This window comes from Balneola sp., from assembly GCA_003712055.1.
In the GTDB taxonomy this organism is placed as follows: domain Bacteria; phylum Bacteroidota; class Rhodothermia; order Balneolales; family Balneolaceae; genus RHLJ01.
On record RHLJ01000004.1, the window covers coordinates 86,388 to 110,453 of the forward strand.

The 24,066-nt window shown below is 40.8% G+C and carries 27 protein-coding genes and 1 tRNA gene; 13 read left to right on the forward strand and 15 right to left on the reverse strand.

Annotated features, from left to right (window positions below):
• Window position 1: 1 nt before the first annotated feature.
• Together ED557_10125 and ED557_10130 are read right to left on the reverse strand one after the other, a co-directional pair.
• A complete protein-coding gene (locus ED557_10125; protein ID RNC83066.1) occupies window positions 2-298 on the reverse strand; it encodes a hypothetical protein in 297 nt (98 codons plus the stop codon).
• Window positions 295-1,017, reverse strand: coding sequence for a hypothetical protein (locus ED557_10130; protein ID RNC83067.1), 723 nt, complete (start codon window positions 1,015-1,017; stop codon window positions 295-297). The genes ED557_10125 and ED557_10130 overlap by 4 nt, the downstream gene beginning before the upstream one ends.
• Before the next feature lie 59 nt (window positions 1,018-1,076).
• Between ED557_10130 and ED557_10135 the strand changes: the two genes are divergently transcribed.
• The 5 genes from ED557_10135 (at window position 1,077) to ED557_10155 (ending at window position 5,338) form a co-directional block, all read left to right on the forward strand.
• Complete coding sequence (locus ED557_10135; GenBank protein ID RNC83068.1) at window positions 1,077-1,619, forward strand: glutathione peroxidase; 543 nt, start codon at window positions 1,077-1,079, stop codon at window positions 1,617-1,619.
• Between the two features lie 72 nt (window positions 1,620-1,691).
• Window positions 1,692-1,768 (forward strand) — tRNA-Asp (locus tag ED557_10140).
• 93 nt (window positions 1,769-1,861) lie between these two features.
• Window positions 1,862-3,742 carry a tRNA uridine-5-carboxymethylaminomethyl(34) synthesis enzyme MnmG gene (gene mnmG, locus ED557_10145; GenBank protein RNC83408.1) on the forward strand — a complete coding sequence of 627 codons (1,881 nt, stop codon included), beginning with the start codon at window positions 1,862-1,864 and terminating at the stop codon, window positions 3,740-3,742.
• Window positions 3,742-4,407: a hypothetical protein gene (locus tag ED557_10150; protein ID RNC83069.1), complete on the forward strand. Its 666-nt coding sequence runs from the start codon at window positions 3,742-3,744 to the stop codon at window positions 4,405-4,407. The genes mnmG and ED557_10150 overlap by 1 nt, the downstream gene beginning before the upstream one ends.
• Window positions 4,408-4,429: 22 nt before the next feature.
• On the forward strand, window positions 4,430-5,338 hold the full coding sequence (locus ED557_10155) for a YafY family transcriptional regulator (protein ID RNC83409.1): 909 nt from the start codon (window positions 4,430-4,432) through the stop codon (window positions 5,336-5,338).
• Between the two features lie 144 nt (window positions 5,339-5,482).
• On the opposite strand, the gene ED557_10160 is transcribed toward ED557_10155, so the two are convergent.
• The 7 genes from ED557_10160 to gyrB all read right to left on the reverse strand — a co-directional run bounded on the left by ED557_10160 (window position 5,483) and on the right by gyrB (window position 14,765).
• Window positions 5,483-6,136: a nuclear transport factor 2 family protein gene (locus ED557_10160; protein ID RNC83070.1), complete on the reverse strand. Its 654-nt coding sequence runs from the start codon at window positions 6,134-6,136 to the stop codon at window positions 5,483-5,485.
• Window positions 6,137-6,271: 135 nt separating this feature from the next.
• A complete protein-coding gene (locus tag ED557_10165) occupies window positions 6,272-6,976 on the reverse strand; it encodes a DUF3667 domain-containing protein (protein RNC83071.1) in 705 nt (234 codons plus the stop codon).
• Window positions 6,977-7,041: 65 nt separating this feature from the next.
• Complete coding sequence (locus ED557_10170) at window positions 7,042-8,526, reverse strand: alpha/beta fold hydrolase (GenBank protein ID RNC83072.1); 1,485 nt, start codon at window positions 8,524-8,526, stop codon at window positions 7,042-7,044.
• Window positions 8,527-8,595: 69 nt separating this feature from the next.
• Window positions 8,596-9,123 carry a Crp/Fnr family transcriptional regulator gene (locus ED557_10175; GenBank protein ID RNC83073.1) on the reverse strand — a complete coding sequence of 176 codons (528 nt, stop codon included), beginning with the start codon at window positions 9,121-9,123 and terminating at the stop codon, window positions 8,596-8,598.
• A gap of 122 nt (window positions 9,124-9,245) precedes the next feature.
• Entirely contained in the window at window positions 9,246-10,202 is a 957-nt protein-coding gene (locus ED557_10180) for a hypothetical protein (GenBank protein RNC83074.1), read from the reverse strand.
• A gap of 139 nt (window positions 10,203-10,341) precedes the next feature.
• Complete coding sequence (gene gyrA, locus ED557_10185; protein RNC83075.1) at window positions 10,342-12,798, reverse strand: DNA gyrase subunit A; 2,457 nt, start codon at window positions 12,796-12,798, stop codon at window positions 10,342-10,344.
• Window positions 12,799-12,827: 29 nt separating this feature from the next.
• Window positions 12,828-14,765 (reverse strand): DNA topoisomerase (ATP-hydrolyzing) subunit B, encoded by a 1,938-nt coding sequence (gyrB, locus tag ED557_10190; GenBank protein RNC83076.1) that lies wholly within the window; start codon window positions 14,763-14,765, stop codon window positions 12,828-12,830.
• A 280-nt stretch (window positions 14,766-15,045) separates the two neighbouring features.
• Between gyrB and rpmB the strand changes: the two genes are divergently transcribed.
• From rpmB to ED557_10230, 8 genes are all read left to right on the forward strand, one after another.
• Window positions 15,046-15,291: a 50S ribosomal protein L28 gene (gene rpmB, locus ED557_10195; protein ID RNC83077.1), complete on the forward strand. Its 246-nt coding sequence runs from the start codon at window positions 15,046-15,048 to the stop codon at window positions 15,289-15,291.
• A gap of 4 nt (window positions 15,292-15,295) precedes the next feature.
• Window positions 15,296-15,460 (forward strand): 50S ribosomal protein L33, encoded by a 165-nt coding sequence (gene rpmG, locus ED557_10200; protein RNC83078.1) that lies wholly within the window; start codon window positions 15,296-15,298, stop codon window positions 15,458-15,460.
• A gap of 9 nt (window positions 15,461-15,469) precedes the next feature.
• Entirely contained in the window at window positions 15,470-15,640 is a 171-nt protein-coding gene (locus ED557_10205; GenBank protein ID RNC83079.1) for a DUF4295 domain-containing protein, read from the forward strand.
• 85 nt (window positions 15,641-15,725) lie between these two features.
• Window positions 15,726-16,184, forward strand: a complete 459-nt coding sequence (locus ED557_10210; GenBank protein RNC83080.1) for a GatB/YqeY domain-containing protein — start codon at window positions 15,726-15,728, stop codon at window positions 16,182-16,184.
• Window position 16,185: 1 nt separating this feature from the next.
• Window positions 16,186-16,770 carry a CvpA family protein gene (locus ED557_10215; protein ID RNC83081.1) on the forward strand — a complete coding sequence of 195 codons (585 nt, stop codon included), beginning with the start codon at window positions 16,186-16,188 and terminating at the stop codon, window positions 16,768-16,770.
• Window positions 16,771-17,985 (forward strand): tyrosine--tRNA ligase, encoded by a 1,215-nt coding sequence (locus ED557_10220; GenBank protein RNC83082.1) that lies wholly within the window; start codon window positions 16,771-16,773, stop codon window positions 17,983-17,985.
• The gene (gene xth, locus ED557_10225; protein ID RNC83083.1) at window positions 17,985-18,752 is read left to right on the forward strand and encodes an exodeoxyribonuclease III; all 768 of its coding nucleotides are present in this window, start codon (window positions 17,985-17,987) and stop codon (window positions 18,750-18,752) included. The genes ED557_10220 and xth overlap by 1 nt, the downstream gene beginning before the upstream one ends.
• 245 nt (window positions 18,753-18,997) lie before the next feature.
• Window positions 18,998-19,447 carry a MarR family transcriptional regulator gene (locus ED557_10230; GenBank protein ID RNC83084.1) on the forward strand — a complete coding sequence of 150 codons (450 nt, stop codon included), beginning with the start codon at window positions 18,998-19,000 and terminating at the stop codon, window positions 19,445-19,447.
• Window positions 19,448-19,716: 269 nt separating this feature from the next.
• Here the strand turns inward: ED557_10230 and ED557_10235 are convergent, their stop codons facing one another.
• The 6 genes from ED557_10235 to uvrB form a co-directional block, all read right to left on the reverse strand.
• Entirely contained in the window at window positions 19,717-20,526 is an 810-nt protein-coding gene (locus ED557_10235; GenBank protein RNC83085.1) for a hypothetical protein, read from the reverse strand.
• Between the two features lie 119 nt (window positions 20,527-20,645).
• Window positions 20,646-20,882, reverse strand: a complete 237-nt coding sequence (locus ED557_10240) for a hypothetical protein (GenBank protein RNC83086.1) — start codon at window positions 20,880-20,882, stop codon at window positions 20,646-20,648.
• The gene (locus tag ED557_10245) at window positions 20,879-21,160 is read right to left on the reverse strand and encodes a hypothetical protein (GenBank protein RNC83087.1); all 282 of its coding nucleotides are present in this window, start codon (window positions 21,158-21,160) and stop codon (window positions 20,879-20,881) included. The genes ED557_10240 and ED557_10245 overlap by 4 nt, the downstream gene beginning before the upstream one ends.
• Window positions 21,153-21,533, reverse strand: coding sequence for a VOC family protein (locus ED557_10250; GenBank protein RNC83088.1), 381 nt, complete (start codon window positions 21,531-21,533; stop codon window positions 21,153-21,155). The genes ED557_10245 and ED557_10250 overlap by 8 nt, the downstream gene beginning before the upstream one ends.
• A 17-nt stretch (window positions 21,534-21,550) precedes the next feature.
• Window positions 21,551-21,985 carry a hypothetical protein gene (locus tag ED557_10255; GenBank protein ID RNC83089.1) on the reverse strand — a complete coding sequence of 145 codons (435 nt, stop codon included), beginning with the start codon at window positions 21,983-21,985 and terminating at the stop codon, window positions 21,551-21,553.
• A 12-nt stretch (window positions 21,986-21,997) separates the two neighbouring features.
• A complete protein-coding gene (uvrB, locus tag ED557_10260; protein RNC83090.1) occupies window positions 21,998-24,052 on the reverse strand; it encodes an excinuclease ABC subunit UvrB in 2,055 nt (684 codons plus the stop codon).
• Window positions 24,053-24,066: the final 14 nt, after the last annotated feature.

The window sequence follows — 24,066 nt, forward strand, 5'->3', positions numbered from 1 at the left end:
TTTAATCAGTATCCCAGTCTTGTTCTTCTATTGGACTAACTTCAAGTCGGTCCCAAAGCTTCTCCAATTCTTTTCTAACGGCCGGTTTTATATACGTTTCTTCAAGCTCTATTTGGCTAAGTACCCGGGCAATAGTTCCAAGCTGTGATTCAACGGGTTTGTTTTTGTTGATCATAACAAGGCGATCTCCTTCTATAACACAATCGGCTCCTCTGAATGCGCCCCGCTCTTTTCTTAAACGATATCCGTTTTGTTCAAGTAAATGCTCAAGCTCTAAAAGGACTTTTTCCGGTTTCAAAAAGAAATTCCAAGGGTTATTTGATGTGAAGTAAGATCGAAATCCAGGAAATCATCATCAACATCAAATGAGCGATACATAAAATCATAGCCAAAGCTTAAAGAGCGCCCCCTGATTACATTGTGAATATCAAATTTAGCTTTTCCGTTCATCATAAAAACAGATCCACCAAAAAACCCACCGCTGGAATTACTAAATCCATAGCTTGGTATAAATTCCGCTACAAACCCGGCTCTTCTTGCAAATCGAAGACTGGTAAAAGCGCCAGCGCCTATAGCAAAACTACCCTGGTTGAAGTTTTCCTGATCCTGATCATTATTAGCATTAGTCAAAACGCTAGACAGCTGAAGAGGTATTCCTGCAGATATTCTGGGCCTCCGTATTAGCGTAAACTGATTGGATAAGCTAAGGCTAAGATCCAGAAGGCTTTTGTCATCAAGGCCGGTGATAGAATTTGCAAGCAACAGATTCAGGTTAAGGCTTGGTGTGTCTAGGTGCAGTACAAAAGCGGTTGAAGATGATTCAAGTCCTACAGAATTGGGGTTAGCTGTTCGGTCCCCCATGAACTCAAACTCAGTAGGGGCCAAGCCAATTCTTAGATAGGAGTTTGGGATGGGAGTAGTTCTGTTCACCTCACCTACCGAAAACATCTGTGCATGAAGGGGTGTGAAAAAAAGTAAAGGTGATGCAATAAAGAAAAGGGCTAAATATCTTTTCATGAAATGAAATACTGATAGGTTACGGTTTCAACACTAACGCAAATTTTAAACTCATTGTTATGAAGATACTATTTACAGCAATTTTAAGTCTATTTATCATGGGCACTAGTATAGAAAAGAATGATTCGATTTACGATTTCCCGTTTAAAGATATTGACGGGAATGAATTATCAATGGATCAATATAAGGGCAAGGTATTACTTATTGTAAATGTCGCCTCAAAATGTGGTTATACTCCACAGTACGAAGGCCTTCAGGCTATTTACGAAGAGTATAAGGATCAGGGTCTCGAGATTGTAGGTTTTCCGGCTAACAACTTTAACGGGCAGGAGCCGGGCACAGAAGAGGATATAAAGCAGTTTTGCTCGCTCAACTATGGAGTTACTTTTCCGATGTCTTCAAAGGTTTCGGTTAAAGGAGAAGATCAGGCTCCGCTTTTTACTTATCTAACCTCATTGCCAAACGAAGACTTTGAAGGTGAGATTAAGTGGAATTTTGAGAAATTTCTTGTTGATAAGGAAGGAAACCTTATTAGAAGATTCAGAAGCAAGGTTAAGCCTGAAAGTGCAGAGCTTACTTCTGCTATTAAGGAGCTGCTCTAAGAACAAAATTATTATTATTGGAAGCTATTGACTTCCTTTGAAGAGCCTCTTTATATTTGAGGCTCTCAAAAAGGTCCGGTAGTTCAGTTGGTTAGAACGCCTGCCTGTCACGCAGGAGGTCGAGGGTTCGAGTCCCTTCCGGATCGCAAAGCCCCGCACAACACTACATGGTGTGCGGGGCTTTTTCTTTTTATATCTTTTGCCGATCGATTTTAAAATCCTTTTCTAAAGAAATGTCATCTATTTATCCTTCATATGATGTAATTGTTGTTGGAGCAGGCCACGCGGGTAGCGAAGCTGCAGGGGCTGCAGCCCAACTGGGCGCAAATACGCTGCTTATTACAATGAACCTTGAGGCGATAGCAAAAATGTCCTGCAACCCAGCGATGGGAGGAGTAGCTAAAGGCCAGCTTGTTAGAGAAATTGATGCATTAGGCGGGCTTTCGGGGATTGTAAGTGATGAAAGTGGTGTGCAGTTTAGGATGCTAAACAGAAGTAAAGGCCCGGCAATGTGGAGTCCGAGGTGCCAAAGCGATCGGATGCTTTACGCGCAGAAAATGAGAGAGTATCTTGAGGAAAAACAAAATCTTACGTTTCGCCAGGACAATGTGGTTGACCTGGTAACTGAAGGTGGAAAAATAAAAGGAGTAGTCACTCAAACCGGCCAGGTTTTTTACTCCAAAGCCGTAGTACTTACAAGCGGAACCTTTTTGAATGGCTTAATCCATATAGGTGAAAACCAATATGGCGGAGGGCGATCTGGAGAAAGGGCATCAGTAGGTATCTCAGCAGCGCTTGAGGAACTGGGATTTGAGATTGGAAGGCTTAAGACGGGAACACCTCCTCGAGTAGATGGAAGGTCTATAGATTATTCCAAGCTCGAGATTCAGTATGGTGATGATGATGCAACTCCGTTCTCATTTCTTACAAACCCAAAGGAATTGCCCAAAGCTGATAAACAACTTACCTGCTGGATTGGGTACACTAATGAAGAAGTGCATGAAGTTCTTAAAACCGGCTTTGATAGAAGCCCCATGTTTAATGGGAGGATCAAATCCATTGGTCCAAGGTATTGTCCTAGTATAGAGGACAAAATCAATCGATTTGCTGATAAAGACCGGCATCAGCTGTTTCTGGAGCCTGAGGGCTGGAATACTTATGAAATGTATTTGAACGGTTTCTCAACCTCACTTCCTGAAGAAACACAATACGAAGCACTAAAAACTATTCCTGGTTTTGAAAATGTAGTTATGATTCGGCCGGGATATGCGATTGAGTATGACTATTTCCCTCCCCATCAAATTAAGAGAACGCTGGAAACCAAGTTGGTAGATGGACTTTACTTTGCAGGTCAAATTAACGGAACAACAGGTTATGAAGAAGCAGCATGCCAGGGCCTGATGGCAGGGATTAATGCCGGGTTGAAGGTTCAGGATAAAGAGCCGTTTATTTTAAAAAGATCAGAGGCATACATTGGGGTCTTAATTGATGACTTAATTAATAAAGGCACAGAAGAACCGTATCGAATGTTTACTTCAAGGGCTGAGCATCGAATTCTGCTTCGCCAGGACAATGCTGATTTAAGGCTCACAGAGCTAGGGCATAAAATTGGTCTTGTTTCCGAAGAGAGAATGAAGCTATTTGAGAAAAAAAAGGAAGAAATTGATCAGCTCCATGATCTTTTAATGAGCTACACTGTACGCCCTGAGCAAATGGACCCGATGCTGTTGGAAAAGGGGACTAATACACTTTCTCAACCAGTAAAAGCTCATACAGTGTTGTCCAGACCACAAATATCTGCCATCGATATTATTGAAGCAGATGAAAAGCTAAAGGCAAAAGTGCAGGAGATTACTCAGAACGACCTGGTAATCGAGGAGGTGGAGATACAAATAAAGTACTCTGGATATATAAAAAAGGAATTCGAGATGGTTGAAGAGCTTTCAACGAAGGAGAACACCTCTATTCCGGAAAGCCTTAATTATGATCTCATAAGAAGCCTTTCTACCGAAGGTCGCCAAAAACTCTCCAAAATAAGGCCAGAAACTATTGGTCAGGCCAGCAGAATTAGCGGTGTCTCCGCCAGCGATCTTTCCGTGCTTATGGTTTACCTTAAGCGATAATGTTTCATGTGAAACATTCTATTTCACATATCATCTATTCAGTCGAAGACTTAAAGAGTACTGAAACTATTATTCAATCGAACAACGAAGTTTTAGGTAAATATACTGAGCGACTTCTGTGGTGGAATGAGAAAATAAACCTTGTTAGTAGAGATGTTTCACATGAAACATTGATGAGTCATGTTCACCATTCTCTCCTTTTATATCCTCTTATTGAACGATTATCTCCAAAGAAAGTAATAGACACAGGAACAGGAGGAGGATTACCTGGGCTACCCTTGGCGGTTTGTATGCCAGCTATTACTTTTCATTTTAATGACATTGTTCAGAAGAAGATCATGGCGGTGAAGCAAATGAGTAAGACTCTAGGATTGGACAATACCTCATTTGGTGCAGGGTCAATTGCCAATGAAAAGATGGATATAGGAGAGTTGGTTATTACAAAGCATGCGTTTAAAATTTCTGACCTGGTTGGTTTTCTGGAAGGAAAACCATGGGCAGAAATCCTTTTTCTAAAAGGGGAAGAAGAAGTGGGGGGAGAATTAAGTAAAACTTCGCTACCCCTGAAGGCAGAAGTCATAAGCCTGGATAAAGTAATAACGGATGAGTTTTACCAAGGAAAGGCTATCGTAAGGGTCAAAAGAATGGCGGAGGCTCATGAATAGTTCGGAACGAAGATTGAAACTAATGCTTATTCTCCAGCAGCCAGGGAATAAGCTTACCGTAGATCAGCTAGCTGAAAAATTTGGAGTAAGCAGACGAACTATCTTCAGAGATTTCAATACTTTACAAGAAATAAATGTGCCTATAACCTGGGATAGATATGCCGGCTATGGAGTAATGCCAGGATATAAAATTCCTCCATTGATGTTTACCTCCAAAGAACTAGCTACGGTCATGGTTGGCTTGAACTTTGTGAAATCACAAGTAGACAAGCAGCTGGTAGAAGACGCGGAAGGGGTGGAAATTAAGATCAAAAATGTGCTCCCGGTAGAATTGAAAGAGTTCATGGCTTCCCTTGAAACAAAGACTATTGTAGATCCCTATTTAAAATTTGGAGCAGAGAAAAAGGAGGGCGGCGATTGGTATTTGATTAGCAGCGCGATTTCTCAAAACAAGAGAATGGATTTTATATATCGAACAAAAAGTGGAGAAGAATCCCGGCGAAAAATTGACCCCTACTTATTGGTTTTTTATGAAGACCATTGGAATGTGATCGGAAAATCTCATCGAAGAGGTGAAGTCCGGAATTTTATCCTCGAAAGTATGAGGGAGATCCGAATTTTGGATGAACAGATTTCAAAAAAATCAAATTTGAACGTAGAGGCACTTATTTTTAGAAATAGCGAACGATCAGAATTGGTCGAGCTATTAATTGAAAAAAAATATTTAGAGCGTTTCCGGGCAAATTTACCGGCTAAAATTTTTAGGAAGGGAGAAAAAAATCCTAATAAAATTAGTGTCAGCTTTTACTTCGATAATTTGGATTTCATTAATGAGTGGCTGCTCCAATTTGGCAAAGGAGTAGAAGTTTTGGGACCGGGGGAATTAGTTTCGAAGAGAAAGAAACTCCTGGAAGAAATGTTGGGGAAGTAAATTTTAGTCAGCGCTGTTACTCTGCATTTAGTTTGTCCGTTTTGCCTCTTCAATAAGCTCACCGTTTTCATAGATGTTAAGCATTGAAACGGATGGGCCATTCTTTACAAATTCATAGACCACATTTTCGTACTTGAAGTAAAATTAGTTCTCTGATTCCGGGAAAAGTTCTGTATTCCATCCTGGAACGCCGTTGGTAATGTCAGTGGCTCTGAGCAGCTTTCCTTCTCTAACAATGTTGACGACTCTGTCGGGAAGAATATAATCCCCCACATATTGATCCAGGGTTTCTCCGGGCAATTCAATTTCTGCTAAGGGTTGATGATCATAGCTTATAACCCTGGTAAGTTTCCATTCATCATCTATCAATTTCCATAGAGCAGTCATCCTACTCGAACCAACGACCTTTTCCGTACCATCATTAATCTGCAAATAGAAGATGTGATCACAAAACTCCAGGGCTCCGTAATTATTCATCGGAAAAACCTTAAGCGTTCCTTCAATCAACTCTCTTCTTAAGGGCTGCCTGGAGCGCTGTTCATCCCCACAAAAAATAGCCATACCTTTCATTTCATCATCCTTAGAGGCGGTAAAGCCACCCTTGTCATGGAAGAATTCAAAGTCTTCGGATAAAAAAGAAGCATATTTGTCCAGGTTACATTCATTCTGAGCTGAGAAATACAAGCTATCCATTCTTACAATTTCATCATAAAGCTCTCCTGATTGTTGGGAAAAAGACGTATGAGATAAACTCATCAGCGTGATGATGAGCAAAGTTGATCTAAATATTTTCGTCATGGCACTAAGTATATAAGCATAGGTTAAAGGACAATCAGCAAGGAGGTATTATCGCAAAGATGCTATAAGTGTTTCGCTTTATTTCATTTCTACAATCGAAACAACAAAAGAATCTAGAAGGAATTCATATTGTTCTCAGCTGATGTATTCCCAGCTTCTGATTACTCCTATAAGAGTAATAACTATAATCATCTGAACGAAAAAAAAGAACATCGAAATTAGCACAAGAACAAACGCACTAGAATCTCGTTTCCTCTCCTTAAATATTTCATAAGTAATCCAAAAAATTGAAATATAGACCAGGGGATCGAATATCAATTCGTTTCTAAAAATCAGAAAGCTAATTATCCCTACCAGCGTAGACTGGCCAACTACAAAAGAGTTTATCGCCAGGTGTTCAGCAAAATTGTATTTCCGGAAGAGTAACCTTGTTGAAATACTCAGCCATAAAATGGAAGAGATCCAGAAGTATTTATAATAGAGTGCGATAAACCGCCCCGCTTCATATCCTATAGAATAAAATTTTGAATCATCCCCATCACTGACTGATTCCGTTACAAAGAGAGAGTCGATTAACAGGTAAATTGATATTGCTATGATCAGAAATGAAAGCGGGTTAAATATATTTTTCCTTTTCCCATTTATATAATCATGTACTGTTCCACTAGGATTTAAAAATAGATTCTTAACATTGAATAAGAATCCTCGATCCATATTTGTTAGTGTTGAGAAAGATTCGCAAAAAACGGAATTAAAAGTAATTTTACGTAGCTCTGACCTTTCTCCACAATTAGGACAAAATTTATCGCCGTGCTCGAACCCGCAATTGATACATTTCATTTTAGCGTTCTTTTTTGCCTACTACTGCCCAAAGATCGGGCTACCTTGCTAAGTATGGACTAATGTTAAGGACTATTAGTTTTAAAAATAGGACTTTCAATTTCCTTAAGACAATCTGGATTTGGTCTAACGTTCGGATTATTGAAAAAATCGTTAGCCACATTCATTGCACATCGATTAGCCCAGTTGGTGGTCGGAGTATGTTTCCAGCCTTTAAATACGAAATGAAAACTATTACTCAGGTTTTCACTCATTTGTTCAGCCCATTTAGTAGGGGTTTCGTTATCATATTCTCCGCTAATCAATAATACAGGAGTGGCACTTTCTATAGCTTCATTTTCTTCTATGGGCATGCCTGAAACGTCCCAAATATTACAAATGGAGGATTCGAAAACAGCAGGAGATAAACCTTTTACCTCCGGATGTATAGATTTTTCCTTTTCAACAATAAGGGGATCGACAAAAGGAGATTCTTCTGAACACCAAACGGAAAGGCGCATTCCAATACCTGCTCCGGTTGCCGGTTCCTCAAACAAATAGGACAACTGTTTTTCTACTGAACTCAAATCACCATTTATGAGCTTATTTATCTCAAATGGAACATTCCTAATAGCCCCTGAAGACGCCAAGGTAAAAACCGCTATCAAATCTTTTCCCGAAAGCCGGAAGGTTCTGGGATTACCTGTAGCCGGATCGGTTATAGTTATTTCAACAGGAGATTCAGTTTTACTGATAAGATAATTTCGAAAATGATTTTTTATATCTGGAAAAGCATTGTTACAAGGCTCCTGATCTTCACAATCAGAAAGTAGTTTGTACAAGACTGTCAAAAGGTTTATGACACTTTCCTCATCGTAATTGGCCTCTAAAGGTAGCGGCGAGTCCATCACAACACTTCTGATTTTCTCAGGGTAATCCCTCAAAAGTACCTGGGCTATTTTTGTGCTGTATGAAATTGTGAGCAAATTATATTCTTCAATACCTAAGACATCTACTAATTCATGTATATCTGCTGCACTTTCTAGTGTATTATAGCTATCCAAATCAATACCACTTTTTTCCAGGCGCGATTTACAAGCCTGGGCAGCTTCTTCAAACAGACTTTTTGAGGTTTCAGTGTCAAGATTTGTAAGGATTGCCTTATGAGTAGCATTTGACCATTCAGGACAATCCAAGTGGGGTTTGGCATAGAGGGTTCCTCTTTGCTCAACTAAAATGAAATCCCTGTCATCCAAGTATTTATAGTAGTTCATGTATTGGGCTGACGGCATAGTGGTTGAACCAGGGCCCCCAACAGTATAAACTATCGGGTCTTGCTTAGGATTGGGGCTTCTGCTTTTAAAAACATAAACGGGAATTTGAATAGTGCGGCTATTGGGAGAGTTCCTGTTTTCAAGGACTTCTAAATATCCGAAGGTGAATTCCTGCCCATTTGGAATCTTGTGGGTAGTTTTTTCTGAAACTGTAAATTTTGGAACAAAGCCCCGGTGGTCTTGTCCGAAAGCAACAGAAGAAATCAGCATCAATCCAACTGAAAAAATAAACTTCATTTGTACTTGTTAGTTCAGCAGGTAAATAACAGAAATGAAAACCTTAAGGCATTCACATTTGTTAAGAACTTACTTCCCTTTAATTCTACTTAAACTTTGTTCAGAAACACCCAGATATGATGCGATATATTTCTGAGGTACATTAATAAATAGTTGAGGGTTTTTCCTGATTAAGCTCTTGTATCGCTCTTTCAGATTCAGCATCTGTAAATCCGACACTTTTTCTACAGTTATCAAATAAGCTATTTCTGCAATTTCACGCCCGAGCTTCTCAAGCTGATGGTGTTCTTCATACAACCTATAAAGAACTTCTTTATCGATTTCAAGGTAGCTGACCGGGGTTAATGATTCTATAAAAAGCGAGCCAGGACTACTGGTCAGAAAACTTTCAAAATCTGTAGCGAACCAATTCGGAGTGAAGAAATGATGAGTATAATCTTTACCGTCAGCAATTTTGTAGCCGCGCATTAATCCTGTTTCCAGGAATAAAATTTTGCGAGCAGATGAAGGCGGTTGAAATAATAGTTTATTCTTACCTAATTCCTTTTTCCTGGAATTTTCCTGTAAAATTTGATAAACCTCCTCCGAAATATTCATCTCTGATTGAAGATAACCACGCATTTGATGTATAGTTATAACAAAGGCTTTCCTAATAAAAACTACGGATCAATTAAATGCTCCGGACCCAAAATTAGAAAGAATAGGAATTAGAGTTCTATTCAATTCTTTCTAAAAGTATTAGTTATTCTTTTAAACAAGTCAAGATTTTCTTCTTGGTCATTGTTTGTTGTTCCAAGGATAATGAAGTAATCGTCGTTGGAAAATAGCATTGCTTGATAAATTAGCTCAGATTCTCCTGTTGTATTATCTAAACCTTCTCCTATAATTTCATAACCAGAAATACCCCCGATTTCAATTTTATTAATAGAGCTTTCATCAACATCAATTTTATCATAGGGCAAAGTATTAATCCTCTGAAGAGCAGTCGCTTTCATATTCAATGGCTGAATTTTTGAATACGACATTCCAATAAACAGACTTGTTTTATCATTTGATTCTGTTGGAACTTTACCATCGACTGTATATAGAAAGCTCCCGGACATATTTTGAGCAAATTTTAATTTAGTATTGTCCGTATTTATTGAAAACGGAGCAGAAGCAAGAGGGTCAACCATCAAGTCTTTTTCATAAACTACAGAAAACATTGATCTACGAATATTTTTGCCCGTTTCTTCAGCCTCAAGTGGAAAACTCCCAGTAACCATATAAATAGTTTCTTCATCACCAAAAACGAGCATATATTTTGAAAATGTAATTCCGTATGCATTCTGCTTTAGGGTAATAAAATATCCCTGATCCCCATTAACTTTAACATCTTCCGAAGTTTGTAGCTCCATACCCCCAGCTAAAAAAGCTTCTGCCGTTAGAGTACCAGAGATTTCTGAAAAAGGAGCTGGAAGTACAGTAAGAATTATAGATCCCCCACTTGACTCTTGTTGAAAGCCCTGAAAATTAGTGGCTGAACTAAAACCCGGAGGAGGGACCAAAAAAAATCCAGTTCCAATTACTTGTTTGTGATCGTCTGACTTAGTGTTGTTAATAGCTTCTTGAGCATTAGCCGATATACTTAATAAAAGCCCAGCTGAAACTAGTAAGATTATTGATGCCCGCGTCATGTAATATTCTTCTTGAGTAAAATTTGTGAGATGATATGCCTATACTAATAAAGGATTAATAGAAAAGGAATAAGTGAAAATAAAAAACCCTGATCAGTAAACTAATCAGGGTTTCAATTCCTAAATAAGGAATGTTAATCTAAATCTCCTCTTCCTCATCTTCATTAACAACTCGTGTAACTGCAGCAATGGCCCCATCGGAATCTAGTCGCATAATTCGAACGCCCTGGGTATTTCTTCCCATGGTTCGGATTCCGCCACAGCTCATTCGAATGACTTTTCCACGCTCGGTAATGATCATGAGATCATCCTGGTCGGTTACTTCTTTTAGGGCAATTAGTTGGCCCGTTTTTGGAGTAACCTTAAGAGTAATGACTCCCTTTCCGCCACGAGATTGCTCCCTGTAGTCATCAACCAGTGAGCGCTTGCCGTAACCATTTTCTGAGATAGCCAAAACGGTTGCTTCGTGTGCATTTTTGATGACTACCATGTCAACGATTTCGTCTTCCTTGGCAACCGTCATTCCGCGAACACCAGAAGTGTTTCGGCCCATCTCACGAACATCGCTCTCGTGGAAGCGAATGGCTCTACCATTTCTGTTTGCCAGAATGATATTGCAATCACCATCGGTAAGCTCAGCGCCAAGCAGGCTATCACCTTCTTTAATATTGATGGCGATGATACCATCTCTTCGTGGGCGGCTGTATGCTTCCAAAGAGGTCTTTTTGATTTGACCTTCTTTTGTACACATCACGATGGATTGTGCTTTTACATACTCTTCATCACTAAGTGTTTTAACCGGAACAAAGGCTTTAATAGCATCATCCTTATCGATTTCAATAAGGTTGACAATCGCTCGCCCTCTTGCGAGTCGGCCACCTTCAGGAATCTCATATACCTTCAACCAGTAACATTGTCCCTTCTCGGTAAAGAAGAGGATGTAGTTATGATTGGTGGCTACAAACAAATGTTCTACATATTCCTCGTCACGAGTGGTGGTCCCCTTCATTCCTTTACCGCCACGACGCTGTCTTCGATATCCACTCACGGGCATTCGCTTGATGAAGCCTTTGTTGGAAATGGTTACCACCACATCCTCATCCGCGATCATGTCTTCCACATTGAAGTCCTCTGCAGAATACACGATCTGAGATCGACGCTCATCACCATAACGAGCTTTTAAATCCTCAAGCTCTTCCTTAATAATGCTCGTTTGTCGATCTCTATCTGAAAGAATAACTCTGAACTCAGCGATTTTTCCAACAATCTCATTGTATTCAGTATCGATCTTATCACGCTCAAGACCAGTCAGTTTTTGCAATCTCATTTCAAGAATTGCTTTAGCCTGGATGTCGGTTAACGCAAATTTCTTACGAAGCTCAACATTAGCAATCTGAGGATTCTTAGAAGCCCGGATTGTTTTAATCACTTCGTCAAGGTTATCAAGAGCGATCTTCAGCCCCTCAAGAATGTGGGCACGAGCTTCAGCAGCTTCAAGATCATGGATCGTTCTTCGGATAATGATCTCAATTCTATGCTCTACATAGTGATAGATCAACTCTTTTAAATTCATAATCTTAGGTCGGCCCTGGACAAGTGCCAGGTTGATGATACCGAAGGTGTTCTGCATCTGGGTGTACTTATAAAGCTGGTTCAGTACCACGCCAGCATTTGCTGATCTTTTCAGGATGATCACAACTCTCATTCCCTCTCGATCCGATTCGTCCCGAACCTCAGAGATCTCGGTGATTTTCTCATTAGAAACCAGCTCAGCAATTTTTTCGATGAGCGAACTTTTATTTACCTGATAAGGGATTTCTGTAACCACAATCTGCTCCCTTCCACCACGAAGCTCCTCTGTACTGGCTCGTGCGCGGAGCACTACTTTACCGCGACCCGTTTCGTAAGCATCTTTAACTCCTTCATACCCATAGATAATACCACCAGTTGGGAAATCAGGAGCAGTGATGAGCTTCATCAATTCCGGAATTTCTATATCAGGATTGTCAATAAACTCGGTGATACCATTAATAACCTCAGTGAGGTTATGAGGAGCCATATTCGTGGCCATACCTACAGCAATACCTGAAGACCCATTAACCAATAGGTTTGGAAGAGCGCCCGGAAGGACCGTTGGTTCCTGGAGGGTGTCATCGAAGTTGGGCTGGTAATCAACCGTCTCTTTGTTGATATCCGTTAGCAGTTCTTCAGCAATTCGGTCCATGCGGACTTCGGTATATCGCATTGCGGCAGCAGAGTCGCCATCAACCGAACCAAAGTTTCCTTGTCCATCCACCAAAGGATATCTCAATGAGAAGGTCTGAACCATTCTTACAATGGTATCATAAACGGCAGAATCACCGTGAGGGTGATACTTACCAAGTACTTCACCCACAATACGGGCACTTTTCTTGTACCCACGGTTATGAAGCATTCCCAGTTCGCTCATACCATAAAGTGCTCTTCGGTGAACCGGCTTCAATCCATCACGAACATCCGGAAGTGCACGAGAGACAATTACCGACATCGAATAATCGATGTACGATGACTGCATTTCGTCTTCTATGGTAATAGGTATAATCTTTTCTCTAGCCATGAATTAGTTTTGTAAAAAATGAGGTGTTGTTAGATATCAAGTTTTGCGTACTTGGCATTGCGCTCGATGAATTCCCTTCTTGGTGCAACATCGTCTCCCATCAGCATGGAGAACATTTTATCAGCACCGGCAGCACTTTCAATAGAAACCTGCTGCAAAGTTCGGGTTTCCGGATCCATCGTAGTTTCCCATAGCTGTTCCGGGTTCATCTCACCCAGACCCTTATACCTTGATACATCAAATTTTCTCTTACCTTTTTTAAACTCTTTGATGAGCTTATCCCTGGTGTCGTCATCCCAGGCATATTCGATATTTTTACCGGCTGTAACTCTATAAAGAGGGGGGGTCGCGATGTACACGTACCCACTTTCGATAAGTGGCCTCATATATCTGTAGAAGAAAGTGAGCAGCAATGTGCGAATATGAGATCCATCGATATCTGCATCTGTCATAATGATGATTTTATGATATCGAAGTTTTTCTAACTCAAATTCTTCTTCACTATGGCCAATGCCGGAACCAAAAGCTGTAATCATCGCCTGGATTTCTTTGTTCTCCAGGATCTTGTTGATCTTTGCTTTCTCCACATTCAAAATCTTACCACGAAGAGGAAGAATAGCTTGGAAGCTTCTGTTTCGGCCCATTTTAGCAGAACCACCCGCAGAATCACCCTCCACTAAGTATATTTCGCAATGCTCAGGATCTTTGATGGAGCAATCAGCCAGTTTACCAGGAAGTCCGCCACCGCTCATCACGCTTTTTCGCTGAACCAATTGCTTTGCTTTTCTGGCAGCTTCTCGGGCTTCAGCCGCCAACACAACCTTTTCGATTACCTTTTTAGCAATCTTTGGATTTTGCTCCAGGTATTCGTTCAGCTGATCATAAACCGTAATCTCAACAGCACTTTGAACTTCTGAGTTACCCAGTTTTGTTTTAGTCTGACCTTCAAATTGAGGCTCAGCTACCTTCACACTTAACACTGCGGTTAGGCCTTCTCTAAAGTCTTCCCCGGAAATACTCACCTTGCTATTCGACTTGATGAGGTTATTCTTGTCCGCATAATTTTTCAGAGATCGGGTAAGTGCTCTTCTAAATCCGGAAACATGAGTTCCACCCTCTCGGGTATTGATGTTGTTCACATACGAATGCACATTCTCGGCATAAGAGCTGTTGTATTGCATCGCCAGTTCAACAGGCACTCCTTCAACTTCTCCCCTTATATATATAGGAATCGGCATAGCCGAATCCCTTGACGCATCCAAATATTGGACAAAATCTTTTACACCACCTTCATAGTGATACACTTCTTTACCAAGCTCTTCGTCTTCCTCGCGCTGGTCAATAAGTTCGATAGTTACTTCGGGATTCAGGAAGGCTAGTTCCCTCATCCTTTCTGCAATGATGTTAAATTTGAACTCGACGGTTTGAGTAAAAATGGTAGGATCAGGAAGGAAGGTGATAATGGTACCCGTGCGATCCGTTTTTCCTTCTGATTTTAGTTTGTCTTTAGTAATTCCCTGCTCAAAACTCATCGTATGGATTTTTCCTCCGCGATGAATTTCAGCCTTAAAGACCGTTGATAATGCGTTTACACAACTTACACCCACACCATGAAGGCCTCCAGATACTTTATAAGTATCTTTATCAAACTTACCTCCGGCATGAAGTTTAGTAAGTACTACCTCTACCGCAGGAAGCCCAAGCTTAGGGTGCATGTCTACCGGAATGCCCCGACCATTATCTTCAATGGTCATGGATCCGTCCGTATTAATCTGTACTACAATGTGATCACAGTGTCCTGCCAGCGCTTCATCAATGGAATTGTCAACTACTTCGTTAATAAGGTGGTGAAGTCCCCGTTGCCCGGTATCTCCGATGTACATCGCAGGGCGCTTTCTTACCGCTTCAAGACCCTCTAAAACTTGTATATTTGATGCCTTGTAGTCGGAATTTTGTTTTTTCGCCATAAATATGGGTAATAGCTAAGTTAGATGAGTTTTTTAACGCCAGAAAATAGAGCTATTAGGGGCAAAAACAAAAAAAGGCAAGGTTAATATCGAAAAAAAGTGAGATCGGGGGTTAGCGGGAAAATTTGGGAGAGTTTAACTCCTGTTTCTAATGTGGATAATTTCAGATTTCGTGGAAAACTAACTTTTTGTAGAATTTTTGGCTTTCTGAACATTGTATTTTGAACGCGATACCCCTATCTTTGGAGTCTATCTCAAAATCGAAATAATCAGAAGACCAATGTCGCGAAGAGACGATATTACAGGAAGAAAGGCGATGAACGGTTATCGTTCTTCTAAGTCGAATAATAAGACAAAGCATCGCTTTCATCTGAATTTACAAAAACGACGATTTTATATTCCTGAACAAGATGAATGGATTACACTAAAAGTGTCTGCTAAAACACTTAGAACCATCAATAAGAAAGGGATTACTGAAGTGCTTAAAGATGCTCGTCGTAAAGGAACCCTGCTAAAAAAGGTATAAGTAAATGGCTAAAGGCAATAGAGTTCAAGTTATTTTAGAATGCACCGAGAAGCCAGGTTCTTCTCGATACGTAACTACAAAAAACAGAAGAACACATACTGAGCGCATGGAGCTCAAAAAATATAATCCTGTTCTTCGTAAACACACCGTTCACAAAGAAATCAAATAAGGTTGAGCAATGGCTAAGAAACAAGTATTCGGTTCAGAAGCATTACAAGCGAGAGCCTCTCAAAGAAGGATGGCTAAAGTGATTATTTCAACCAAAAATGATAGCGGCAAGTATTCTTATCGCGAAGCAATGGTTGATCAGGATCAGGTTAAAGATTTTATTCAGAAGAATAAGGCTTGATAAGAACCTACAAGGAATTAAAGGTTATGCAAGCTGATTGCGTAACCTTTTTTTTTGCTTAAATTTCACCCAATTAGGATTTAGCATGTCAATTAAAGACCAAATTTTCTCAGATTTAAAAGATGCCATGAAGGCCAAAGACCAAGACCGACTCAGGGTTCTCCGGTCAATAAAGGCAAAGCTTATGGAAAAAGAGATCTCGGAAAGACAAGGAGGAGAAGCCGAACTGTCTGATGAGCAAGCTCTCCAGGTTTTGACCAAAGCGGCCAAACAAAGAAAGGAATCCATTACTCAGTTTGAAGAAGGTGGAAGAAATGATCTTGCCGAGAACGAAAAGCTAGAGCTTGGGATCATTGAGGCTTATCTACCTGAAATGATGAGCGAAGAAGAAGTTCGCGCCATTGTTAAGGAGAAAATTTCAGCAATGGGCGCTTCCGAGCCGCAAGACATGGGCAAGGTTATGGGCCCTATTATGGGGAAGCTCAAAGGTAAAGCCGATGGAAGTCTGGTAAGCCGAATAGTGAAAGAGGAGTTAGTGGGCTAAAATGGATATTCTGGATCTCATCATAGCCGTTCCTTTATTGTACTTTGCATACAAAGGTGCAGTAAATGGAATAGTTAAAGAGATCCTGAATATTGTTGGAATAACCCTCGCGGTATTTTTGACCTTCAAATATATGGACGCGCTGAGCATCATTATCGCTCCATTCTTTGAAGATTCTGCTGCTGCGTACATACCGTTTCTTTCAGCTGCACTTCTTTTCCTGGGTACACTTACTGTAGTGGCGATAGTCGCTTATCTAACAAAAGAGCTGCTGAAAGCTGCCAAACTTAGTTTGGTGAACAGGATCTTAGGGGCCGTTTTTGGGATCCTTAAAAGTGGCATTATAGTTAGCACCATTCTTTTATTGCTGGCGGGTTTTAATGTTCCGAAAGAAGAAGTGCGAGACTCCTCTATCTTGTACCCGTACATTATCTATTTAGGCCCATGGACTTATGAAGCTGTCGCTGTAATTTATCCCGGTGCTGAGGGATATACCGAAACGGTAAAAGAGAACTTAAGCAAGTACAACCCGGTAGAGAACCTGCCTTTTCTAAATAACAACAACGAAGATACATCTGATAATTAAATGTCGTTTTTGCCTGTAGACGAGCAACTCAAAATTATTCAAAGAGGAACAACAGAAATAGTTCCTCTAAATGAGTTAAAGGAAAAACTTGAAAGATCTTATAAAAAGAATACGCCACTAAGGATTAAGCTAGGAGTTGATCCTACCCGTCCAGATTTGCATCTGGGCCATTCGGTAGTACTTCGAAAAATGCGCCAGTTCCAGGACCTGGGTCATGAAGCAGTACTAATTATAGGCGGATTTACTGCAATGATTGGAGACCCTACAGGCCAAAACTCAACTAGACCCCCACTTACTGCAGAAGAAGTAATGGACAATGCCCAGTCGTATATCGATCAGGCAAAAAAGATTTTGGATACCGACCGACTTTCCATTGTGAATAACAATGATTGGCTTGGCTCTATGAGTTTTATCGATGTGATTCGCTTAAGCTCAAAAACCACTGTTGCCCGAATGATCGAACGGGATGATTTCTCCAAAAGATTTCAGAACAATGAGCCTATTTCTCTTCATGAGTTTCTATATCCACTAGCTCAAGGCCAGGATTCAGTACATCTCGAAAATGATGTAGAGCTTGGAGGAACCGATCAAAAGTTCAATTTATTAGTAGGACGCCAGCTTCAAAAGGACAGCGGGATTGAGCCACAAATTTGTTTGATGATGCCTCTACTTGTAGGGACGGACGGTTCTGCGAAGATGTCTAAATCCTATGATAACTATATCGGAATTGACGAATCGCCAAATGACATGTATGGGAAGTCGCTTTCCATACCTGATGATTTGATCTATACTTATTTTGAATTGGTAACCGATGTTTCTGTGGATGATTTACCTGCGATGAAGGCAAAAGCAGAATCTGATCCGCGTAATGCTAAGCATGATTTGGCATTTGCTATCACAAAGCTATATCACGGAGAGGAAGAGGCTTCATCAGCAAGAGAACACTTCGAAAAAACAGTGATCAACAAGCAGGTCCCTGATGATGTGCCCGAATTTGAAATTACTACTGGAGAAGCCAAGCGTATTCTTGAAATCATTTCTGAGCTTAATTTTTCTCCAAGCAATGGCGAGTCAAAGCGCCTCATTAAACAAGGCGGTGTAAGTATTGATGATGAAAAAGTGCAGGATTTTGGCCTTGAGGTTGTTCTTGAAGCCGGAGACGAAAAAGTTCTCAAAGTGGGTAAGCGAAAGTACGCTATACTGAAAGGGGTTTGATGCTCAAAATCAGCTCATACAATATTAACGGGGTAAGGGCAGCTCACAGAAAAGGGATTCTTGATTGGCTAAGCGAATCCGATCCTGATATCGTTTGTTTTCAGGAAATAAGAGCAGACATAGATCAGGTCCCTGAGGAACTTAAAGAGTTAGATTACCATCAATCCTATTATCTGGCAGAAAAGAAAGGCTACTCCGGGGTAGCAATATTCAGTAAAGAAGAACCCCTCAATATTTCTCAGGGAATAGGGATTGATTGGATAGATAGTGAAGCGCGAGTGTTGCTAACAGAGTTTGACGCGTTCAATTTGGTATCTGTATATGTGCCAAGTGGTACCACAGGAGATATTCGCCAGGATATGAAAATGAGCTTCCTGGATGACTTTATGGTTTATGGAAAAGAGAGGCTGAACAATAACAAGCCCATCCTGATTTGTGGAGATTTCAACATTTGTCATGAGGAAATCGATATTCATAATCCCAGTCAACAACATAAGAACTCTGGGTTTTTACCCGAAGAAAGGGCTTGGATTAGTAGTTTTATAGAACAGGGATACGTAGATGTATTCCGGAAACTACGTCCCGGAGAAAAGGATTTGTACTCCTGGTGGAGTTATAGGGCAGCATCCAAAGAGAGAAATAAAGGCTGGAGAATTGACTATCATTTTGCTTCGCCTGAACTAGCGGAGAAGGCGACAACAGCTACCATCGAAAAGAAATGGGATATCTCCGACCACGCTCCCGTAACGATTGAATATGAGTTATAACGAACGGTTGAGCGTCTGACTAAGTTTGTTTAACATTAAACAAATTAGGAATTCGAATTAAAAAGAACCCTTAGATTAGATAATACAAGGTCATTCCGCAGCGAAAGCCGGAATCTAAATTGATGCTAAGAGCAATCTTCTTTTTCTAAAGTTAGATTCCCGCTTTCACGGGAATGAAGTGATATCATTTAGGTGCCCTACAGCATTTTCTTAATCTCGAATTCAGATAAAAAATTCTTTTACCTATGCCCACTAAGTACCAAGGCTCAAAAAGAGAAATAGAAACCCTGAATGCATTCATCAAGCTGACTCGTGCTTCTGAAAGCATTAACAACCGGTTAAGCCGCTGCCTGGCCTGTGTAAACCTTACAGTCAGCCAGTTTGGTATTCTTGAAGCCTTGCTGCATATCGGACCCCAAAGCCAAAAAGAGCTGGGCTCCCGAATCTTAAAAAGCGGAGGTAACATTACCCTGGTAATTGACAACCTTGAGAAGCAGGGTTATGTGAAGAAGGAGAAAGACCCCAGGGATGGCAGGGCGGTAATCATTTCCCTATCGGAAAAAGGGGAGAAATTCATAACCGAATATTTCCCTAAACACTTGCAGCATATAGTGAATGAATTTGAAGTCCTTTCCTCTGAGGAATTGATGGAGTTAGGCCGATTGGCCAAAAAAGTTGGTAATCCCGAAAAATAAAAGCCTTAGCTGGTGGTTATTAGTCGGTATTTATGAAACTCCATAAATCCCTCAGGGGGTGGGCTTGATCGCTTACCCCCTTTTTGCTTCCAAGCTACAATCCTTTCCATTGTCATTCTGAGCGAAGCGAAGAATCAACAGAAAACCCGAATTATTTGAGTTTGTGTTGATCCTTCGGCAGTAGCCTCAGGATGACAGATAAAAGAGTAGGTGTTCATTACTAACAATAAACCTTAAAAATCTCCCGAGGATTTTATGCGAAGTGAGATTCAAATATTATTCGCCTGGGTAAAAAACCGAATTACTTCTTCATCTTGTTTTAGCAGCAATTTTATATGCGCATCCATTTCTTCATAAGACATTACCGGGCTATCTAGTTGTAACGACCGTAACGTTCCATCCTTTTGAGGAGCAATAAGTACAAGACGCCCAATCCTCAAGTCGAATAACCGCATATTAACAATCGCATAGGCATTTCTGTCGGCGGTTAAGAAGGAAACGAAATCAACTTTATTGGTTTTAGTTTTTACGAAGCCCTGCCCGGCAAAATGGGGATAATTTCTTGATGATACAGAAAGGCTTGTATGAGAGAACCATTGTTGGTCAACACTATCCGTCAGCACAGCAATGGCAAAGAACACTTCGTTTTCTTTGTCCTCAATAAACGCTTTGTTAAGATTATTTCTATTAACATATATAGAGTGATAAACGATTTTCTTACTCTCTAAATCAATACCCGTCCAGTCACCCCAGCTTCCCATTCCATTAAAAGTACTATCAAGAAGGCTATATTCCGGGACAGGAAAAATGCCATTTATTAAGGGCTCTCCGGAAATAGTTATGTTCCCAATATCTGCTTCCCAACTTCCCTGACTTATCTTTGTTGAGTCATTTCTGTTTGCGTTGTGTTCCCTCTCTCTGTCTAAGTTCCATTCGAATGTGTTGTCGGTCTTTTTAGAATCATTACAACCAAAAGAGAATGATACCATAATGATCAAGAAAGCGGAGATTATTGATCTATTCATTATTGCAGAGGTGATAAAAATTACGTTTCCAAGGCTGGCAGTATATAATACCACGCAGTGGACGCGATGCCTCCAAACTTGTTTCGATTCTAGATTAAGCTTGTTTTCTGAGCATTTCGATGATCCTTCGCAAGTATGCTCAGGATGACGAGTAAAAGAGAAAGATTGGGTGTTTACTCACTTACAGTAAACTGAATAAAATCAACATCCACTCCATCAAAAAGAACATTCAGCTCGTAATCCGGGCAATCGGAAGCGCCAAATTGTACTTTACCGCCATTATAGTGGGAATAGGCGCCGGTTCTATTTAATGTGACATTAATTTCTACCTCATACATACCGGTTTGAGGATTATAAGGCGCGATAACCCAGTTAGAATGCTCGCCCTGACTACCTGTAACAAAGCTCAAATCATTATCTGTAAAGATATTATGACGGTGGCTGATTCTTCTCCCGTTTCTTCAAAGAGATTAACAGACTCGCCGAAATAGTTGTTGGAGGACGGGACGCTTATGGAAAGCGTTACGTCATCACCGGCTTCATAAGCTCCCTGCAAAGGGCTTAAGGAGATTATCGAGACGGACTCTTCTAAATACACATTTTCTATGACCATGCAATCATCTTCACAGTCAATGGCCAGTAAATAGGGAATAACTATAAAGACAAGGATCGATAGGGTTTTACTCATCGACTTTCCAGGGTGGGTTTTTTCTGTTTTCGCCTGCGGTGTAAAGAATCAATTGGTTTCCATCTAAATCATTGAGTCTTGCTTCCCTCCATAACCAGGGTTGGTCAATGGGCTCAAGAGTGAACAAGATTCCCTTTTTCTTTATTTCCTCTACAAAATCGTCAAGTTCTTCACATTCAAAATAGATAAATATGCCTTCTCCCGTGGGCAGTTCACTTACTTGATGAATTGAAAAGGTGGAATCACCATCCGGGCATTCGAATCTGGCATAATGGGGCAGTGCCTTCACGATGGGTTTTAATCCAAGTTTCTCGTAAAAGGGAACAGATTTTTCCAGATCTAGGGATGGGATAGTTACCTGGTTTAAATTCATCGGTTTATCGCCAGTTATTAGTTTTGTTCTAATGGAATAAAGTCATTTTGGTAATACTCTATTTGAGTCTTTTGCCAAAATTTAAGGTTTATTAACCCCATTGTACCCACTGGATACCACAAACCATCTTCAATATTTTTAGTTTCGAAAACCCATTTATACTCTTTACCCTTTCTAGCGAAAGCTTTTACTCGTCCTAACCGAGACATTCCAAAATGAAGGTAGTCTACAAGTTCATTTTTTCCGTCGATATCCTTTTCGAAGTGCATATGCCATGACCCTAAATAAAGGGTGTTTTCTATCTCTCCTTGTGCAATTATGATTTTGAAACCGTTTTTAAGCTCCTGTTCAATTACCATTAGATTATCGTTTTCGAGACTAAAGCTCACATTTGGAAATTGCTCTCTTATTAGCTCAGAAATAACAACGATCAGATCATCTGTATTCTCCATGAAAACTATTTGCTATAATTCCTTCTCTAGTTTATCAATCTGGTCTCTGATCCTGGCAGCCTCTTCAAATTCCATATTTCTTGCGGCCTGGAGCATGGTTTCTCTAAGATGTTCTATCAGTTTATCCTTGCTTTCGAAGGTAACTTCGTTCATAGCTGGACTGGCCTTGTATTGAATGCCATCTTCAGCCACTTTAATGGATTCCAGGTAATCCTGTTCGGCCTGTTTTTCAGCTTCTTTCTGATAATCGAATTTCTGGTTAGAGATCAGCGAAGGATCAACTAATGGTTTTAATTCCTTTTGTACGGTTTGTGGAGTAATCCCATTTTGACGATTGTAGTCTTCCTGAATCTCCTGGCGCCGGTTAGTTTCGTCCAGCACTTTTCTCATACTATCAGTGATTTTATCGGCATAGAGAATAGCTTTTCCTTCCACGTTTCGTGCTGCCCTCCCCACAATCTGGAAAAGGGAGGTTTCAGATCGCAGGAAGCCCTCTTTATCTGCGTCCATAATGGCCACTAGGCTCAATTCAGGGATATCAATCCCTTCGCGAAGTAAGTTAATACCCACCAATACGTCGAAATCGCCACGTCGATACTTATAGATTACTTCAATCCGCTCCAGGGCATCTAATTCACTGTGCATATAGGCAGCTGAAATCCCCAGGTTCTTGAGATACTCACTTAGTTCTTCACTTAAACGCTTGGTGAGTGTAATTACCAGAACCCGCTCTTTTTTGGCAATTCGAATCCGGATTTCCTCAAGCAAGTCATCCACCTGGTTAGAAAGAGGACGGACTTCCACTTCGGGCTCCATGAGTCCGGTTGGCCGAATAATCTGTTCGGTGTAGACTCCACCACTTTTCTCAAGTTCATAATCTCCGGGAGTTGCACTAACAAAAATAGCCTGGTTAACCAGAGTTTCCCATTCATCAAAAGTGAGCGGGCGGTTATCCAAAGCCGATGGCAATCTAAACCCATGCTCTACCAGTTGTACTTTTCGAGACCTGTCTCCCCCATACATAGCGGATATTTGCGGAATGGTTTGATGACTTTCATCCACAACAATCATGAAATCATCCGGGAAATAATCGATCAGGCAGAAGGGCCGCTCCCCGGGTTTTCGGGCACTTAGATATCTCGAATAGTTTTCAATTCCGGAGCAATAGCCAATCTCCTGGATCATCTCCAGATCAAACAATGTACGTTGCTCAAGTCGTTTGGCTTCCAAAAATTTCTCCTCATCTATCAGAACCTGGGTTCTCCATGTTAGCTCGTCCCGGATTTGCTGAATGGATTCCTCCAGGCGAGATTTTGAAGTCACATAATGGGAGGCAGGGTAGATCGTAAACTCCTGAACTTGCTCTATTACATTTCCCGAATCTGTATCAAAGAGCTGGAGTGTTTCAATTTCATCCCCCCACATTGTAATGCGAAGGCCCTCATCTGAGTAGGCCGGATATACATCTATCACATCTCCACGAACCCTAAAGACGCCTCGTCTAAAATCATGATCATTACGAGTATAGTGAAGGTCCACCATATCATAGAGCAGCTTATTCCGGGGAATCTCCATACCCGTCTTTAACTGTACGATTAGCTTTGCATACTCAGAAGGCGATCCAATCCCGTAGATACAACTCACGGAAGAAACAATAACCACATCACGACGACCAGAAAGAAGCGAGCTGGTAGCTCGCAATCGAAGACGTTGAATCTCATCATTTATGGAAAGGTCTTTTTCAATGTATTTATCCTGGGATGAGATATAAGCCTCGGGCTGATAGTAATCATAGTAGGAGATAAAGAACTCAACCCGGTTATCTGGGAAGAAATCACTTAATTCTCGAAATAGCTGAGCGGCCAAGGTTTTGTTGTGACTCATCACCAATGTTGGCTTCTGAACATTTTCTAGTACGTTAGCGATTGTTCTGGTCTTACCAGATCCGGTAATTCCTAGTAAGGTTTGAAACTGGTCCCCGGCTTGCACTCCCTCGGTTAATTCCTTGATGGCAGTTGGTTGGTCTCCGGCAGGATCAAAAGGGGAGTGAAGCTTAAATTCTGACATACATTGATGGTTAG

Excerpts from the sequence above, each read along its gene's own strand:
- ED557_10130 (RNC83067.1), bottom strand. The coding sequence starts at position 1,017 with ATGAAAAGATATTTAGCCCTTTTCTTTATTGCATCACCTTTACTTTTT.
- ED557_10135 (RNC83068.1), top strand. The coding sequence starts at position 1,077 with ATGAAGATACTATTTACAGCAATTTTAAGTCTATTTATCATGGGCACT.
- ED557_10150 (RNC83069.1), top strand. The coding sequence starts at position 3,742 with ATGTTTCATGTGAAACATTCTATTTCACATATCATCTATTCAGTCGAA.
- ED557_10155 (RNC83409.1), top strand. The coding sequence starts at position 4,430 with ATGCTTATTCTCCAGCAGCCAGGGAATAAGCTTACCGTAGATCAGCTA.
- ED557_10160 (RNC83070.1), bottom strand. The coding sequence starts at position 6,136 with ATGACGAAAATATTTAGATCAACTTTGCTCATCATCACGCTGATGAGT.
- ED557_10165 (RNC83071.1), bottom strand. The coding sequence starts at position 6,976 with ATGAAATGTATCAATTGCGGGTTCGAGCACGGCGATAAATTTTGTCCT.
- ED557_10170 (RNC83072.1), bottom strand. The coding sequence starts at position 8,526 with ATGAAGTTTATTTTTTCAGTTGGATTGATGCTGATTTCTTCTGTTGCT.
- ED557_10175 (RNC83073.1), bottom strand. The coding sequence starts at position 9,123 with ATGAATATTTCGGAGGAGGTTTATCAAATTTTACAGGAAAATTCCAGG.
- ED557_10180 (RNC83074.1), bottom strand. The coding sequence starts at position 10,202 with ATGACGCGGGCATCAATAATCTTACTAGTTTCAGCTGGGCTTTTATTA.
- gyrA (RNC83075.1), bottom strand. The coding sequence starts at position 12,798 with ATGGCTAGAGAAAAGATTATACCTATTACCATAGAAGACGAAATGCAG.
- gyrB (RNC83076.1), bottom strand. The coding sequence starts at position 14,765 with ATGGCGAAAAAACAAAATTCCGACTACAAGGCATCAAATATACAAGTT.
- rpmB (RNC83077.1), top strand. The coding sequence starts at position 15,046 with ATGTCGCGAAGAGACGATATTACAGGAAGAAAGGCGATGAACGGTTAT.
- rpmG (RNC83078.1), top strand. The coding sequence starts at position 15,296 with ATGGCTAAAGGCAATAGAGTTCAAGTTATTTTAGAATGCACCGAGAAG.
- ED557_10205 (RNC83079.1), top strand. The coding sequence starts at position 15,470 with ATGGCTAAGAAACAAGTATTCGGTTCAGAAGCATTACAAGCGAGAGCC.
- ED557_10210 (RNC83080.1), top strand. The coding sequence starts at position 15,726 with ATGTCAATTAAAGACCAAATTTTCTCAGATTTAAAAGATGCCATGAAG.
- ED557_10215 (RNC83081.1), top strand. The coding sequence starts at position 16,186 with ATGGATATTCTGGATCTCATCATAGCCGTTCCTTTATTGTACTTTGCA.
- ED557_10220 (RNC83082.1), top strand. The coding sequence starts at position 16,771 with ATGTCGTTTTTGCCTGTAGACGAGCAACTCAAAATTATTCAAAGAGGA.
- xth (RNC83083.1), top strand. The coding sequence starts at position 17,985 with ATGCTCAAAATCAGCTCATACAATATTAACGGGGTAAGGGCAGCTCAC.
- ED557_10230 (RNC83084.1), top strand. The coding sequence starts at position 18,998 with ATGCCCACTAAGTACCAAGGCTCAAAAAGAGAAATAGAAACCCTGAAT.
- ED557_10245 (RNC83087.1), bottom strand. The coding sequence starts at position 21,160 with ATGAGTAAAACCCTATCGATCCTTGTCTTTATAGTTATTCCCTATTTA.
- ED557_10250 (RNC83088.1), bottom strand. The coding sequence starts at position 21,533 with ATGAATTTAAACCAGGTAACTATCCCATCCCTAGATCTGGAAAAATCT.
- ED557_10255 (RNC83089.1), bottom strand. The coding sequence starts at position 21,985 with ATGGAGAATACAGATGATCTGATCGTTGTTATTTCTGAGCTAATAAGA.
- uvrB (RNC83090.1), bottom strand. The coding sequence starts at position 24,052 with ATGTCAGAATTTAAGCTTCACTCCCCTTTTGATCCTGCCGGAGACCAA.